At 52.0% G+C, this 16,305-nt stretch carries 15 protein-coding genes and 1 riboswitch; all 15 genes read left to right on the top strand.

Going from position 1 to position 16,305, the window contains the following annotated elements:
• Positions 1–15 precede the first annotated feature (15 nt).
• The 15 genes from C557_RS0108375 to thiD all read left to right on the top strand — a co-directional run bounded on the left by C557_RS0108375 (position 16) and on the right by thiD (position 15,999).
• Entirely contained in the window at positions 16–1,326 is a 1,311-nt protein-coding gene (locus C557_RS0108375) for a hemolysin family protein (protein ID WP_018751403.1), read from the top strand.
• Between the two features lie 272 nt (positions 1,327–1,598).
• Positions 1,599–2,768 (top strand): chorismate synthase, encoded by a 1,170-nt coding sequence (gene aroC, locus C557_RS0108370; RefSeq protein ID WP_018751402.1) that lies wholly within the window; start codon positions 1,599–1,601, stop codon positions 2,766–2,768.
• Complete coding sequence (gene aroB, locus C557_RS0108365; RefSeq protein ID WP_018751401.1) at positions 2,768–3,871, top strand: 3-dehydroquinate synthase; 1,104 nt, start codon at positions 2,768–2,770, stop codon at positions 3,869–3,871. Before aroC ends, aroB begins: the two co-directional genes overlap by 1 nt.
• A complete protein-coding gene (aroH, locus tag C557_RS0108360) occupies positions 3,864–4,238 on the top strand; it encodes a chorismate mutase (RefSeq protein WP_018751400.1) in 375 nt (124 codons plus the stop codon). The genes aroB and aroH overlap by 8 nt, the downstream gene beginning before the upstream one ends.
• A 386-nt stretch (positions 4,239–4,624) precedes the next feature.
• Positions 4,625–6,187 (top strand): anthranilate synthase component I, encoded by a 1,563-nt coding sequence (gene trpE, locus C557_RS0108355; RefSeq protein ID WP_018751399.1) that lies wholly within the window; start codon positions 4,625–4,627, stop codon positions 6,185–6,187.
• 17 nt (positions 6,188–6,204) lie between these two features.
• Entirely contained in the window at positions 6,205–7,242 is a 1,038-nt protein-coding gene (trpD, locus tag C557_RS0108350; RefSeq protein WP_018751398.1) for an anthranilate phosphoribosyltransferase, read from the top strand.
• The gene (gene trpC, locus C557_RS0108345) at positions 7,232–8,068 is read left to right on the top strand and encodes an indole-3-glycerol phosphate synthase TrpC (RefSeq protein WP_018751397.1); all 837 of its coding nucleotides are present in this window, start codon (positions 7,232–7,234) and stop codon (positions 8,066–8,068) included. The genes trpD and trpC overlap by 11 nt, the downstream gene beginning before the upstream one ends.
• The gene (locus C557_RS0108340; RefSeq protein WP_018751396.1) at positions 8,065–8,733 is read left to right on the top strand and encodes a phosphoribosylanthranilate isomerase; all 669 of its coding nucleotides are present in this window, start codon (positions 8,065–8,067) and stop codon (positions 8,731–8,733) included. The genes trpC and C557_RS0108340 overlap by 4 nt, the downstream gene beginning before the upstream one ends.
• Positions 8,730–9,926, top strand: a complete 1,197-nt coding sequence (gene trpB, locus C557_RS0108335) for a tryptophan synthase subunit beta (protein ID WP_018751395.1) — start codon at positions 8,730–8,732, stop codon at positions 9,924–9,926. The genes C557_RS0108340 and trpB overlap by 4 nt, the downstream gene beginning before the upstream one ends.
• Before the next feature lie 11 nt (positions 9,927–9,937).
• The gene (gene trpA / locus C557_RS0108330; protein ID WP_026263370.1) at positions 9,938–10,744 is read left to right on the top strand and encodes a tryptophan synthase subunit alpha; all 807 of its coding nucleotides are present in this window, start codon (positions 9,938–9,940) and stop codon (positions 10,742–10,744) included.
• Positions 10,745–10,825: 81 nt separating this feature from the next.
• The gene (hisC, locus tag C557_RS0108325; protein WP_018751393.1) at positions 10,826–11,923 is read left to right on the top strand and encodes a histidinol-phosphate transaminase; all 1,098 of its coding nucleotides are present in this window, start codon (positions 10,826–10,828) and stop codon (positions 11,921–11,923) included.
• Positions 11,924–11,957: 34 nt separating this feature from the next.
• Positions 11,958–13,052: a prephenate dehydrogenase gene (locus tag C557_RS0108320; RefSeq protein ID WP_018751392.1), complete on the top strand. Its 1,095-nt coding sequence runs from the start codon at positions 11,958–11,960 to the stop codon at positions 13,050–13,052.
• A 276-nt stretch (positions 13,053–13,328) separates the two neighbouring features.
• A riboswitch (TPP riboswitch) is annotated at positions 13,329–13,431 on the top strand.
• A gap of 166 nt (positions 13,432–13,597) precedes the next feature.
• Positions 13,598–14,266, top strand: coding sequence for a thiaminase II (gene tenA / locus C557_RS0108315; protein WP_018751391.1), 669 nt, complete (start codon positions 13,598–13,600; stop codon positions 14,264–14,266).
• 75 nt (positions 14,267–14,341) lie between these two features.
• Complete coding sequence (gene thiM / locus C557_RS0108310; protein WP_018751390.1) at positions 14,342–15,190, top strand: hydroxyethylthiazole kinase; 849 nt, start codon at positions 14,342–14,344, stop codon at positions 15,188–15,190.
• Complete coding sequence (thiD, locus tag C557_RS0108305) at positions 15,187–15,999, top strand: bifunctional hydroxymethylpyrimidine kinase/phosphomethylpyrimidine kinase (RefSeq protein WP_018751389.1); 813 nt, start codon at positions 15,187–15,189, stop codon at positions 15,997–15,999. Before thiM ends, thiD begins: the two co-directional genes overlap by 4 nt.
• Positions 16,000–16,305 lie beyond the last annotated feature (306 nt).

Below are 16,305 nucleotides of genomic sequence, written 5' to 3'. Positions count from 1 at the left end.
TGGAGGTGTATAGGATTGGTTGAGCTGTTCATCATCCTTGTTTTGATCTTGATTAATGCCTTTTTTGCCGCATCGGAAATTGCTTTGATCTCCTTGAACGATAATAAGATAAGAGCAATGGCGCAGCAGGGTCATCGCAAGGCAAAGATTATTCTTAACTTGCTCGGCGAGCCAAGCAAGTTTCTCGCGACAATTCAAATCGGGATTACGTTAGCCGGATTTTTTGCCAGTGCCTATGCGGGAGAGAGCTTTGCAGGCGACCTGGCCGCTTATTTGATTCAGCTCGGTGTGCCGCTTGCGCCTTCCGTACTTAGCACGATTTCGTTGATCGTCATCACATTGCTGTTATCCTATTTCCAATTGGTGCTTGGTGAACTTGTTCCCAAACGGGTAGCGATGAAGAGAGCGGAAAGCATGGCGATGCTGGCAGCTACCACGCTTATGGTGCTGTCCAAGGTGACCGCGCCGTTCGTTAGGCTGCTTACCGGTTCGACAAACCTGATCGTCAGACTGTTCGGAATCGATCCGAATGCCAATGATGAAGAGGTTTCCGAGGAAGAGATTCGCATGATGCTGGATACCGGCACAGAGATGGGGACAATTCAGCCGATTGAGAAGCTGATGATTAATAACATCTTTGACTTTGATAATTTGACGGTTGATGAAATTATGACCCATCGGATTCATGTCGTAGGGATTCCTGTGGAGGCTGATCGACAAACGGTTGCCGAGCTGGCCGACAAAGAGCAATATACTCGCTTCCCTGTCTATGAGGAGACCATCGATAATGTAGTTGGGATTTTGCACAGTAAGGATTTGCTGCGTTATTTGCGTGGGGGGGAGCAGGAGAAGTGGAATTTGCAGGAGCTGGTAACGCCGCCGCATTTCGCGCCGATGTCGAGGAAAACGAATGAGCTATTTGAGGAAATGCAGCAGAACCGCATCCAGATGGCTGTCATTGTTGATGAATATGGCGGTACAGCCGGGATCGTCACGATGGAGGATTTGCTGGAGGAAATCGTTGGTAATATTTATGATGAGCATGATAGTGAAGAGCACGAGTTCGAGCAGGTGGCGGAGGGGAGTTATTTGTTCAGTGGTACCATGTCGCTGCATGATGCCCAGGCTGTACTGGATATCCCTTTGCCGGTAGAGGATTATGACACGCTAAGCGGATTTATGATCGGACGGCTGAAACGAATCCCTACGATTCAGGAGAAGCCTGAATTTGAATACCGGGGGTACATATTTGCTGTGCGTGAAGTAGGGCAGCACCGGATTCGCAAGCTGGCCGTTCTTAAGCAGAGTGAAACGGTGGAGGGCTAACTAGTTCCATTTGGGGCGACCGGATTTTAAACACGTAATGAGGCTGTCAGAAGTCCGGTCGCAGACATTAAAAAGTGCGAGTTCAAAAGATAGGGTTGACAAGAATAGCTTCGTCCTGGGAAAACGACTTTCTGAACCACATCTAAAGGGGACTTTTTTCCGGAAAATGCAAACATCACGTGACAGAAGCAGGCGATCAATATTATAATGAGCAAAGATGATTGGATTTTAGCTCTTTACAGTTTAACAGTTTAAAGGGGGAACGCAACATCATGAGTTTACGTTACTTAACAGCGGGGGAGACGCATGGACCCCAGTTGACTGCGATTATTGAAGGATTGCCGAGCCACTTGCAGCTCGATTTCGAGGCGCTTAACCTCGAACTTGCTCGTCGCCAGAAAGGGTATGGCCGTGGTCGCCGCATGCAAATTGAGAAGGATACAGCCCAAATTGCCGGGGGTGTACGGCATGGCTATACTACGGGGGCTCCGGTGGCGTTAATTGTAGAGAATAACGACTGGAAGCATTGGCAGAAAATCATGAACATCGAGCCGATGGAAGGTACGGATGAGGAGAAGCGCAGAGTGCATCGCCCTCGTCCGGGTCACGCTGATCTGAACGGAGGCTTGAAATATAATCATAAGGATCTGCGCAATGTGCTGGAGCGATCCAGCGCCCGGGAGACAGCGATTCGCGTGGCTGTCGGTGCGGTGGCCAAACAATTGCTGGAGCATTTCGGTATTCGCATTGCCGGCCATGTCATTCGAATTGGCGAAATTGAGGCTCCTCCACACAATCTGCCGCTGTCGGAGCTGGCGCGTGTTACGGAGGCTTCCTCGGTGCGGGTAGCGGACAGTGAGACCGAGAAGAAGATGGAAGCTTATATTGATAAAATCAAGGAGGAAGGCGATTCCATCGGCGGCGTTGTTGAGTGCATCGTAGAAGGCGTTCCGGTGGGACTTGGCAGTCATGTACAATATGACCGCAAGCTGGATGGTAGAATTGCCCAGGCCGTGATGTCGATCAACGCCTTTAAGGGAGTAGAAATCGGTATTGGCTTTGAGGCAGGCACGATCCCCGGCTCGCAGGTTCACGACGAAATTGTCTATACCAAGGAACGGGGCTATCACCGGGCTACCAATCGGCTAGGGGGCTTCGAGGGCGGTATGACGAACGGCATGCCTCTGGTGGTACGCGGTGTGATGAAGCCCATTCCAACCTTATACAAGCCGCTCCAAAGTGTGGATATTGATAGGAAAGAGATTTTTGCAGCCCAGGTAGAGCGTTCGGATGCCTGTGCCGTGCCAGCCGCTAGTGTGGTGCTTGAGCATGTTGTAGCATGGGAAGTCGCCAAGGCCTTCCTGGAGAAGTTCGGCGGTGATTCCATGCAGGAAATTGAACGCAACGTGCAGGGCTACCTGGCACAGTTGGAGGAGTATTAATGAGAACGCTGCAGGTGGACCTGGGCGAACGCTCTTATCCCATTTATATTGGCAGCGGGCTGCTGGCGCGCTCTGGGGAATTTTTTATTGAGCACAAGCTTTCGGTGAAGAGTCCCGTGCTGATCGTGACGGACGAGAACGTGGCCCCCTTATACCTCAATGTTGTGGAGCATTCATTCGCAAGCGCCGGATATCGTACGGTCAGCGTGACCATCAAGGCGGGAGAGAAGTCCAAGTCTCTGGAGGTCTATGAGAACCTGATGACGGCGGCAATTGAGGGCGGGTTGGACCGCCGCTCGGTGGTAGTTGCCCTGGGCGGCGGAGTTGTTGGCGATTTGGCCGGATTTGTGGCAGCGACTTACATGCGCGGTGTTTCCTTTGTACAGATGCCTACGACCATTCTGGCTCATGATAGCAGTGTTGGCGGCAAGGTGGCCGTCAATCATCGGCTGGCAAAGAACATGATCGGGGCCTTTCACCAGCCGGAGTTGGTGCTATATGACGTGGATAGTCTGCAAACTTTGCCTTCCCGCGATGTGCGTGCCGGTTTGTCCGAAATGGTCAAGCATGGTCTGATCTGGGATGCGGAATTTGCCAACTGGTGCCGTGTTCATACCGCCGACCTTTTGGGTCTTAACCCGGAGACGTTGGGTTATGGGCTGACGCAAGGCTGCTCGATCAAAGCCCAGGTAGTGTCAGTAGATGAACGGGAGCAGGGGCTTCGAGCAATTCTTAATTTGGGCCATACGCTGGGCCATGCCATTGAAGCTATCGGTGGATATGGTGAATTCCTTCACGGAGAAGCGATATCCATCGGTATGGCTGCAGCGGCCAAGCTGGCGGTGAACCGGGGCCGTGCCCCCAAGCTTTATGAGGAGACGGTAGCTTTGCTTGGCGGTTTCGGCCTGCCTACTTCTATGCCTGACCAGCTCAATGCTGATGATTTGGTTCAGGCCATGATGCATGATAAGAAGTTCAAAGAGCAGCAGATGGTGTTTGTTTTGCCTGTAGACATCGGAAAAGTAGAAATCGTCGATGATGTGACGTTGGAGGAAGTGCATCGGGTCATCGCCGAGCTGAAAGAGGAGGAACCGCATGTATAACCGTGGCATTCGCGGGGCGACGACGGTCACACGCAATGAAGAACAGGATATTTTGACGGCAACGGCGGAAATGTTGAAGGAAATTGTGGAACGCAATCAAATTATTCCTGAGGATATCTGCAGTGTTTGGATTACGGTAACGCCGGACTTGGATGCCACCTTTCCCGCCAGGGCGATTCGGGATCTGAAAGGCTGGGACATGGTGCCCTTGATGTGTTCTACTGAAATTCCGGTCAAAGGCGCCCTGCCAATGTGCATTCGCTTGCTGATTCATGTGAACACAATGAAGGGGCAGCGGGAAATGAAGCATGTCTATTTGAATCAAGCAAGAATTCTCCGGCCTGATTTAGGTATATCCTCATCCTGATACTGAGAAATATGCTGACAGGCAGGGTTGCCAAACCAGTAGGAAATCAGTTATATTTAGATTAGTTTTAGCTGAGTGAGTTATAGTTGATTGTTTTGCTTAGAGCTGAGTAGAGCCGAGCCAGAGATGAGCCGAGTTTAGTTGAGTGAGTGCAGTTCCCATAAGTATAATGATATGAATGTTGACCACGACGAGGAGTTGTGCGCGTTTGTTTCGGGTATCCGAGACAAATCGTGCAGAATGCCCAAGTGTGTGGCTTCTTAAGATATCATGACTTTAGGGGATCAGGCATTTTCAAATAAACCGCAAATCCAGAACCTCTACTTCGGTAGAGGTTTTTTTGTTTATCTATATTGAACTCTATTATCCGAAAAGGAAGTGAAGACATGGCAAATCCGCAAGTTGAAGAGGTCATTGCTTTGGCAAGTCAATATAATTTAATTCCGATTGCTCGCACGCTGCTCGCAGATCTGGAGACACCGATCCGCATATTTCAGCGAATTGCCCGGCGGGAGCGGGCGTTCCTGCTGGAAAGCGTCGAGGGTGGCAGTAAATGGGCGCGGTACTCCTTTATCGGCACAGACCCGTTTCTACTAATCTCCGCGAAGAAGGGAGCAGTAACGATCGAGCGGGAAGGAGTGAAGGAGCAATTACGCTCCGATAAGCCTCTGGATGAGCTGAAAGCCATTTTACGCGGATACCGTAGTCCTAAGCTTCCGGAAATGCCGCCGTTTACCGGGGGAGCTATCGGATTTTTCGGTTATGATCTGCTGCAGTATTATGAGAAGCTTCCGTCTCATCCGGTCGACGATCTGAATTTACAAGATATGCAGTTCATGTTTTGCGATCAGGTCATCGTATTTGATCACGTAAAGCAACGAATATTGCTGATCTCCAACGTGCATGTGAAGCCAGGCGCTAAGGATGAAGAAATTCGCCAGGCTTATGAGCGGGCAGAGCAAAAGCTGGATGAAGCTGCCGACTTGCTCCAGCAGGAGGGAGCAGGGGAGAGCTTCAATCGCCGTCCGGTGCCATCGATCACTGATCTTGGGGATGTCCGGTCCAATCTGACCAAGGAACAATTTATCGCAAACGTAGAGACAGCAAAGGATTATATTCGTGCAGGGGATATTTTTCAGGTTGTATTGTCCCAGCGCTTCCATATTGAAACCGAGGTAGACCCGCTGCATGTGTATCGTGTTCTTAGGACTATGAATCCATCACCTTATATGTACTATCTCAAGCTGGATGAAGAGATTATTGTTGGAACTTCACCAGAGGTGTTGGTCAAGGTAGAGAATGGCCGGGTAGAGACCCGCCCGATTGCCGGAACAAGGCCTCGAGGAGCGACGGAAGAGAGCGACCTGGCGCTGGAGACAGAGCTGCTTCAGGATGAGAAGGAACGTGCCGAGCATTTAATGCTTGTGGATCTGGGACGTAATGATCTTGGCCGAGTGTCTGAATTCGGCAGTGTCCAATGCGAGTCCTATATGGAGATCGAACGATACTCTCATGTGATGCATTTGGTATCCAAGGTATCCGGGCAGCTTCGAGAGGATAAGGATTTCTTTGATGCTTTTCTGTCCTGTCTGCCAGCCGGAACTGTATCCGGTGCTCCCAAGCTGCGGGCGATGGAGATTATTGCAGAGCTCGAAAGGGAGGCGCGGGGGACCTATGCCGGGGCCATCGGTTATCTTGGCTTCTCCGGCAACATGGATTCTTGCATTACGATCCGCACGATCGTATTCAAAGAGGGCAAGGCTTACGTGCAGGCCGGTGGAGGCATTGTATGGGATTCCATTCCGGAGAACGAGTATCAGGAATCAGTTAATAAAGCCAAGGCGCTGTTGACAGCGATTCGTACGGCAGAGCAGATGTTTCCAGTGTCGTCTACCGGTGATGACGTGATTAATCAAGATTATCTGTACGAATATATCCCAGGAAAATAAAGAGAGGAGCGAACACGATGATGGAACAGACGGTACAGGCAGGAATCAGCCGCTTGATTGAAGGAAAGGACTTGCGGCGTGAAGAGGCGCGAAGCATGATGCAGGCCATTATGGACGGAGAATCAACGCCTGCACAGATTGGCAGCTTGCTGACGGCCTTGCGTATCAAAGGTGAGACGGTCGAGGAGATTACTGGATTTGCCGAGGCGATGCGCGGCGCATCCAGCCGGGTGGATACGGAAGCACGAGAATTGCTGGACACTTGCGGGACGGGCGGGTCAGGGATTCATAAAATCAATGTATCAACAACGGCTGCTATCGTGGCTTCATCGGTATCCGTTCGGGTCGCCAAGCACGGTAACCGCTCTGCCTCGGGCCGTTCGGGAAGCGCGGATGTGCTTGAAGCACTGGGCGTAAATATCGGACTGGATGCGTTGCAAGCCAAGCGTTGTCTGGATGAAATTGGCATCTGCTTCATGTTCTCGCAGTTGTACCATCCATCGATGCGTCATGCTGCAGGCCCTCGTAGAGAGCTGGGCATTCGCACCGTCTTCAATATGCTGGGGCCGCTCACTAATCCGGCTGGAGCGGATCGTCAGGTGCTGGGCATCTATGATCGCAGCAAAACGGCGACCATTGCCGAGGTGCTGCGCGAGCTTGGTTCCAAGCGGGCACTGGTCGTGAGCAGCGAAGAGGGGCTGGATGAGATCAGCCTTTCCTCACCGACCCGGGTATCTGAGCTGAAGGATGGTGTCATCACCACTTACGATCTGCGCCCGGAGGAGTTAGGGCTGCGCTCTTATCCGCTGGATGAAATGATCGGAGGCGACCCCTTGCAGAATGCACAGATTGTTAGAGAGGTCTTGCAAGGAGAGAAGGGAGCTTGCCGCGATGTTGTACTGGCGAATGCCGGGGCCTGCATCTATGTGGCCGGACTGGCAGACAGTATCCGTGCCGGGGTGAATATTGCAACGGAGGCCATTGATTCGGGTAATGCATACAGCAAGCTGGAGCAGCTTATTCAAACGACGGGAGAACTGAGCTATGTATCTTGAACGGATTGTAGAAACGAAGAAGCAGGAGGTTCAGCGGCTGGCCAAAATCTTCTCGCGGATAGAGGCGGAAGAGCGCATTGCCGGGTTGGGCCCGACACGAGGGTTTCATCGGGCCTTGACCGAAGGAAGCCAGCGGGAGATGGGTCTGATTGCTGAAGTGAAGAAGGCATCGCCTTCCAAAGGGCTGATACGTCCAGACTTCCAACCGGTGGCCTTGGCGGAGAGCTACGAAGCGGCTGGCGCGGATTGTATCTCTGTTCTGACCGATGAGACATACTTTCAAGGCAGTGGCGCTTATCTGGAGGCCATTCGTGCGGCAGTTGGCATCCCCCTATTGCGCAAAGATTTTATCATCGATGAACGGCAAGTCTATGAAGCTCGTTTACTTGGCGCAGATGCAGTGCTGCTCATTGCCGCCATCTTGACTGACTCGCAGCTACGCGATTATTTGGCATTATCCCAGGCATTGGGCTTGGATGCATTGGTGGAGGTTCATGACCAATTGGAGCTGGAGCGGGTGCTTACACTGGGCACGGCCAGGCTCATCGGCATTAACAACCGGAATTTGCGGACCTTCGAGGTGTCGCTGGATACGACGGCTGCCTTGGCTCAGCTGGTGCCTTCCGATGTGACTCTGATTAGCGAGAGCGGAATCAGCTCGCGGCAGGATATAGAATACCTCAGCGGCAAAGGAGCCAACGGTGTGCTGATCGGCGAAACCTTCATGCGACGCGAGCATATCGGAGAGGCTGTTCAGGAACTGCTGGGTCCGGTGCTTGCCCGGTACAGGGCGGATTACAGCCTTGGAAAGGATGTCAGGCAATGAAGGAAACCGCCGTAAAAATTTGTGGACTTCAAAGCGTTGAAGTGCTAAAATCGATGATAAACTTACCCGTGGATTATGTCGGATTTGTATTTGCCAGGAGCAAGCGTCAAGTCAGCAGTGAACAGGCGGCGGAATTGCTTTCTCTTCTCCAGTATTGGAGCAACGGAGCTGCTCCGCAGAGCGTCGGGGTGTTCCTCAATCCATCCCCGGATGAATTGGAGAATGTACTGCGGGCAGCACCCCTGGATGTTGTGCAGCTTCATGGCACGGAAGATCCAGCCTTCTGCCAGGATGTCAAAGATCGTTTTGGCGTGCGGGTACTGAAGGCCTTCTCTGTTAAAGAGGACGGATCGGTCCATGGAAAACTGGACTTGGATGCTTATGCTGGCCTACTGGACGGGCTGCTGCTGGATACCTACGATCCGAAGTACGGCGGAGGCTCGGGACATAGCTTTAATTGGAGGGCAGTGAACCCTTACCGTGACTGGGCAATGGCCCAAGGTATTCCGTTGTTTGTGGCGGGTGGTCTTCATTCAGACAATGTTGAATTATTAATAGAGACGCTTCAGCCTGATGGTGTGGATGTTTCAAGTGGCGTCGAGACCGCTGGCGTCAAAGACCCGATCAAAATTGCAGAATTCATAGAAAGGGTGAAGGGAAGATGAAGCAAGTACCGGACGAGCATGGACGTTTTGGCCCTTTCGGAGGCCGTTATGTACCGGAAACCTTAATGAACGCACTAATAGAATTGGAGCAATCCTATTTGAAATACAAGGATGACCCTTCTTTTGGCCAGGATATCGCTTATTTGCTGAAGCAATATTCCGGCAGAGAGACCCCGCTGTATTTTGCGGAGCGGCTTACCGAGCATTTGGGGGGAGCCAAGATTTATCTGAAGCGTGAGGATCTGAACCATACCGGGGCCCATAAGATAAATAACGCCATTGGGCAAGGCCTTCTGGCCAAGCGGATGGGCAAACAGAAGGTAATTGCGGAGACGGGAGCCGGCCAGCACGGCGTGGCAACTGCTACAGTAGCGGCCTTGCTGGGTCTGGAATGCAAGGTATTTATGGGCGAGGAGGATACCAAGCGCCAGCAGCTTAACGTATTTCGCATGAAGCTGCTTGGTGCGGAGGTCGTTCCCGTTGTCTCCGGCACGCGGACATTGAAGGATGCCTGCAACGAAGCGCTTCGCTACTGGGTTAGCCATGTACAGGATACCTTTTACATTCTCGGGTCGGCAACGGGGCCCCATCCTTATCCGATGATGGTCCGCAATTTTCAGCGCATTATCGGAGATGAGACTCGGGCTCAAATTCTTCAGGCCGAGGGCCGTTTGCCCGAGATGCTGGTTGCTGCGGTTGGCGGGGGCAGCAATGCCATTGGAATGTTCTACCCGTTTATCGCGGATGCGGATGTTCAACTGGTTGGCGTGGAAGCCGCAGGCAAAGGTGTGGATACTGAATTTCACGCTGCGACAATGACCAAGGGAACGAAGGGCGTTTTTCAAGGTTCTATGAGTTATCTGTTACAGGACGAGTTTGGCCAGGTTCAGCCGGCCCATTCTATATCCGCCGGGCTGGACTATCCGGGCATCGGTCCTGAGCACTCCTATTTAAAGGACATTCAGCGTGCCCGCTATTACCCGATCACGGATCAGGAGGCATTGGATGCTCTGCAATTATTGAGCCGGACCGAAGGGATCATTCCTGCACTGGAATCAGCGCATGCGGTGGCCCAGGTCGTCAAGCTGGCTCCGAAGATGGCTGCTGAGGATATCATCGTCATCTGCTTGTCGGGCCGGGGCGACAAGGATGTGGAATCGATCATGGCCTACACGGAAGGGGGAGAAGCGTGATGAGCAATCAGATGAATGAGTTGGACGCTGCCTTTGCCAAGCTAAAAGCCGAAGGACGGACGGCGCTGATTCCTTTTATTACGGTAGGGGACCCCGACCTTGGAGCGACGCTGGACATTTTGGAGGCTTTAGAGCAGGCCGGGGCAGATGTGGTAGAGCTGGGTGTGCCGTATTCCGACCCCCTTGCCGATGGTCCTGTCATTCAGCGAGCTTCCGAGCGGGCGCTCCGGCACGGCATTACGATCGCTTCCTGTATCCGGACGGCGGCGCAGGCCCGGGAACGGGGGATTTCCTTGCCCTTTGTACTGTTTACCTACTATAACCCTGTCTTGCAAATGGGCGTAGAGGGTTTCTTGCAGGAGGTTAAGGCGGCGGGGATTAGCGGGCTAATTATTCCGGACCTGCCATTTGAGGAATCGGAAGAGATGCTGGAGTTGGCGGATGCCGTAAATATTAAGCTTATTCCGTTGGTAGCTCCAACATCAAGCGGACGTATATCCCGTATTTTGGACCGGGCTCGGGGATTTATCTATTGCGTATCTTCGCTGGGTGTAACGGGAGAGCGGACCTCCTTCCATACGGGAGTGGATGAATTTATCGCTTCCGTCAAGGCGCAGACTGATCTCCCCGTGGCCGTTGGGTTCGGCATATCCAGCCGGGAGCAGGTCGAACGGTTTGCCAAGCTTTGTGACGGTGCAGTTGTGGGGAGTGCCATCGTCCGCAAGATCGAGGACAGCCTCCCCTTGCTGGAGAGCCCGGACACGAAATCACAAGGCTTATTGCAAATTCGCGACTTTGTGGCACAATTAAAGCTATAGATAGGAGCTATATAAGTTGAACCGAAGAGGGCGTAAAGCATAGGTTCAACTTATATGAATTGTAATGAGGAGGATTTATGCATGCTACCAAAACCACAGATCGTAAATTTGCCGGTGTATCAACCCGGCAAGCCGATTGAAGAAGTTAAGAAAGAGCTTGGACTTCAGGAAGTTATCAAGCTGGCCTCCAATGAGAATCCGTTCGGCTGCTCATCGGAGGTCCAGGCAGCAATTACGCAGGAGCTTACGAATGTAAATCTGTATCCGGATGGCAGTGCAGCGGAATTAACGGAACTGCTGGCAGAACAACTTGGTGTAGCCAAGGAGCAAATTATTTTCGGCTGCGGATCGGATGAAATCATTGCATTAATTGCCAGGGCCTTCTTCTTGCCGGGCGATGAGACTGTGATGGCTGATCAAACCTTTAGTGTTTACAAGAGCAATGCCGATATCGAAGGCGCTCTGACCATTGAAGTTCCTTTGAGAGAAGGTACGCACGACCTTGAGGCGATGCAGAACGCCATTGGAGCAAAAACCAAGGTTGTCTGGATATGCAATCCTAACAATCCGACCGGAACGATCGTGGCCAAGGATGAATTGGAGGCATTCCTCGCCGGGGTGCCGGAGAACGTGCTGGTCGTACTTGATGAGGCCTATGCAGAGTATGTGACCGATTCAAATTACCTGAGCGGTATTTCACTTCTGAACAAATATCCAAATCTGGTCGTATTGCGGACCTTCTCGAAGATATACGGTCTGGCTTCGCTGCGGATTGGCTATGGAGTGGGCCAGCCGGGTGTTATCAAGCTGATTAACCAGGTGCGCGAGCCATTTAATACGTCGCGCTTTGGGCAGGCAGCGGCTAAAGCAGCGCTTCGCGATCAGCGCTTTGTCGCCGAGTGCCGAAGCAAAAACCGGGAGGGCATCTCCTATCTTTACCAGCAGTTTGATCGCCTGGGCTTATCCTATTTCCCGGCCCATGGCAATTTTATTATGGTTGATGCTCAGCGTCCTGCGAGCGAGATGTTCCAGGCCATGTTGAAGCTTGGAATTATTATTCGGGGCGGTTTCGCCAAATACCCAAGCTATGTGCGGGTCACCGTTGGCTCCGCAGAACAAAATGCCAAATTCGTCACCGCTCTGGAGCAAGTGCTCGGCCAGCCGGCGGCCCGGGTATAATCCTACTTTATTCGCAGAAAATGAGTGAGTATATATGACAACGAAAATTGCCATTTTTGGCGTAGGTCTGATCGGTGGTTCATTGGCGCTTTGCTTTAAGGGCAAGCCCGGAATCACGGTGGTGGGGCATGCTCATCGACCGGAATCGCTGACACGGATGGAGGAACGCGATGTCGTCGACGTGGCGACTCTGTCTATGGAAGAAGCGGTGCAGGATGCCGATTTTATTTTTTTGTGTGTTCCTGTAGGGAAGCTGGAGGCATATTTGCAGAAGCTAACCGGATTGCCACTGAAGCCGGGCTGTATTGTAACGGATGTAGGCAGCACGAAGGCGGCGGTAGCCGCTTGTGCTGCTGCGCTTGCTAGCCCTGGTGTATATTTTATCGGGGGACACCCGATGGCAGGCTCGGAGCGTTCCGGGGTAGAGGCAGCTTCAACGTTATTATTTGAGAATGCCTACTATGTGTTGACACCGCCGCAGGACGTGCCGGAAGCAGCTTATCTGCGCCTTGCCGAGTTGTTAACATATACCAGAGCCCAAATTGTTCGCGTTGACCCGATCATGCACGATCAAATTGTGGGTGCCATCAGCCATTTGCCACATATTATTGCCGTAGCCTTGGTGAATCAAGTGCGCGGCTACAATGAAGACAACGAGCTCTACCGAATGCTTGCTGCTGGCGGCTTTCGTGATATTACGCGGATCGCTTCCAGCGATCCGATAATTTGGCGGGATATCCTCCTTAGCAATCAGGAGGTGTTGTTAGGGCTGCTTAAGGATTGGAATCGTGAGATTGCAGGCTTTATCCAGCTTCTTGAGGAGCGCGACGGAGAGGGTATTGAACAAGCGTTTCAAACGGCCAATCAGTTCCGCGGAGAGTTGCCAGAGCGGCGTAAGGGTGCGATTACCTCCTCATTTGATCTCTATATCGATGTGCCTGACCATCCGGGAATTATTGGCCAGATTGCTACGGAATTGGGTCTCCGCCACATCAACTTAAGCAATATGCAAATTATTGAGAGCCGTGAGGATGTGCCGGGCGTAATGCGTCTATCCTTCCGTCAGGAGACGGAGATGGAACGGGGCAAAACGCATTTGCAATCGTTAGGATACACGGTATATGTATAAACAGGCAGAAAAACAGCGATGCTTCCGTCCAGAAGCATCGCTGTTTTTCTTAGGGAGAGGGGCTTAAGGGCATAAAAAAAAGACCGCCCTATAGCGGTCCCATGTTCATTTTCAGAACATGCAGTTATTGGATAGGAGTGGAGAGAAACCATACTGTACTTTTATTATATGTATCCGTTTTCATTCTGTCAACAACTTTTTTTTAGCGCTTTCATTTCTCCTGGAGAGGATTGACATTCTAGGTTGAGATGGGTACAGTAATATTAAATTGCATAGCAAATCCACTAGGGGAGCCGTGAACGGCTGAGACAAGAAATATCTTGGACCCTTTGAACCTGATCTAGTTCGTACTAGCGTAGGAAAGTGGAGTCGGTCTTGTTGTTTATGCCTAATTGGAGTTTACTCCTATTTGCCACTCATAGCCGCTCCCTCTACGGGGCGGCTTTTTTGCTTTGGGTTTGAAGCGGAAAATACAGGCCAGCTTGAAGGCGGTTTAAGCTCCCCGTGGAGAGAGTGCATCTACATTCATTGGGAGGCGGGGAATGATGAGTTTTGCGCAGGAGCTGCGTAGGCAAGCAGACGATATTTTTCAGGCTATTTTTAATCACCCTTTTGTGAGGGGAATTGCTCAGGGCCAACTGGAGCAGGAGCAATTAATTCATTATGTCAAGCAAGATTTTGAGTATCTGAACGCCTATATGCGTATTTACGGTATTGCGATATCCAAGAGCGGCAGCCGTGAGGAAATGGCGGTATTCCATGAGCAAATCGGGTTTATTCTGAACAGCGAGATTCATCCGCATCAGAACTTCTGCCGGGTGGCAGGGGTGCAATTCGAGGATTTACAAGGATTCCCGCTGGCTCCGTCGGCACATCATTATATCCGCCACATGCTGACGGTTGCCCATGAAGGCAGCCTTGGCGAAATTTATGCTGTGCTGCTCCCTTGTCCATGGACATATGTAGAAATTGGGCAAAGGCTGCTTGCTGAGGTAAAGCCAACTCCTGAGCACCCTTTTTACGAATGGATACAGTTCTATAGCAGCCGGGTGGGCGGTGCGGCCGAAGCATTCGGGTTGGCACTGGACCGCTGGGCGGAAACGTCGAATGTGCTGGAGCGGAGAAAAATGAAAGAGCATTTCCTGCAAAGCTGTCAACTGGAGTATCAGTTCTGGGAGATGGCATACAGGCTGGAGGAATGGCCGGTCCGTTGACAGCAGCGTTGCCGATCAAGAACCTGACTGTCCGTTAATTGAATACTACACACCGAAAAGAGGTTGAAAAAAAGTATGGATACTTTGGAAAAGCAATATTGCGATCTGCTTGTAAAGGTACAAAAAATGAAGCCGCTTGTTCATAATATGACGAATGTCGTCGTGACTAATTTTACGGCCAATGGCTTGTACGCCCTGGGGGCTGCTCCAGTGATGGCTTATGCCGCGGAAGAGGTGGCCGATATGGCGAAGATGGCCGGGGCGGTTGTTCTCAACCTGGGTACGCTGTCCACTTTGCAGGTAGATGCAATGATTATTGCGGGTCGATCAGCCAACGCGCATGGCGTGCCGGTCCTCCTTGATCCGGTAGGGGCCGGGGCAACCTCTTTCCGCACGGAATCAGCCCTGCGCATTTTGCGTAAAGTGAAGGTGTCGCTGGTGCGAGGGAATGCGGCAGAGATCGCCCATCTTGTAGGGGAATCCCGTGAGATCAAGGGGGTAGATGCCGGAGACAGCTCAGGACAAGAAGCGGCAGCGCTTGCTGTCAAGGCTGCCAGGTCCTTGAACACCACGGTGGCCGTAACTGGGGCCGAGGATGTGATTTCCGATGGACGGCGATGCTGTATGATCAGCGGAGGGGATGTTTTGCTGACTCAAGTAACGGGCACAGGCTGTCTCCTGACCTCGGTGCTGGGAGCTTTTACTGCAGTAGAACAAGATGTATTGCTCGCGGGCACGGCCGGGTTAGCCTTCTACGGGGCCGCTGCTTCCCGAGCGGCGGAGCGGACGGCTCAATATGGTCCGGGCAGCTTCCAGATTGCTTTCCTGGACGAATTGGCGAAGCTGCATCCCCATTCGTTGAAGGGGTATGTGGCGGTGAGCGAGATTGAAGCGGCAGGCGCCGGAGGATGGTGGGCAGGATGAGCCGAATTGCCCGGGCATTAACCATCGCCGGCTCGGATAGCGGAGGTGGGGCAGGCATACAAGCTGATTTGAAGACTTTCCAGGAGTTGGGAGTGTATGGCATGTCGGCGCTGACCGCCGTCACGGTGCAAAATACGCTGGGTGTCTCTAAGGTTTACCCGTTGCCGCCCATTGCGGCAACCGAGCAGATTGATGCCGTTGGCGACGATCTGGGGGTGGATGCTGTTAAGACGGGAATGTTGTTCAATGCAGAGATCATTGAGGCGGTGGCCGAGCGCATTCGCGCCTTCAACTGGAGCCAGGTCATCGTTGATCCGGTCATGATTGCCAAGGGCGGGGCATCCTTGCTTCAGCCGGAGGCTATGCGGGCATTAAAAACAGTTTTGCTGCCACTGGCTACGATGGTGACACCGAATATTCCGGAGGCGGAGGCTTTGTGTGGAATGAAGATTGATAATATGACAGACCGACGTGAAGCAGCGAAGCGAATTTGCGAATTTGGCTCCCGGCAGGTAGTCATCAAGGGGGGGCATGCCGACCTTGGGGAACGGGTCATTGATTTGTATTATGACGGCAGTCAATTTACGGAGCTTGCTGGCAAGCGCATATCCACGCAGCATACGCATGGAACGGGCTGTACCTTCTCGGCAGCGATTACGGCGGAGCTGGCCAAGGGAGGGGCGGCTTTGCAGGCAGTCTTTACAGCCCGGGCCTTCATTCAGGCGGCTATCGAGAATGAGTTGGCTTTGGGAAAGGGGCATGGGCCTACGAACCATTTTGCTTACCGCTTGCAAGGAGCGTCGCGTTGATATAGTCCGTACCGCCATATGTTACGATTGGCAATTCTTGGATGAGGAAAATCAGGAACTGCCTTATGCTGCAAGCTTCCGAACTGTGATGGAGGAGCAGAGGAATCTGCTCCTCTTGAATTAATCCCGGAGAAGTGTTTTTTTAATACCAAGTCCTGTGGTATAATATGTGCAATGTCTGGTTATGCTGGTAAGTTGGATTTTGCCATGATCTGAAAATTTATATAGATATTACATAGAAATCCGCAACTTTTCGGACCCTGTTCGGTAATAATTGATATAGAATCGAACGGGAAGAGGCCCATG

The sequence above is a fragment of the Paenibacillus sanguinis 2301083 = DSM 16941 genome (assembly GCF_000374825.1).
GTDB lineage: Bacteria > Bacillota > Bacilli > Paenibacillales > Paenibacillaceae > Fontibacillus > Fontibacillus sanguinis.
Note: the sequence above shows the minus strand (reverse complement) of the source record. Positions and strands in the feature narration are given on the sequence as shown.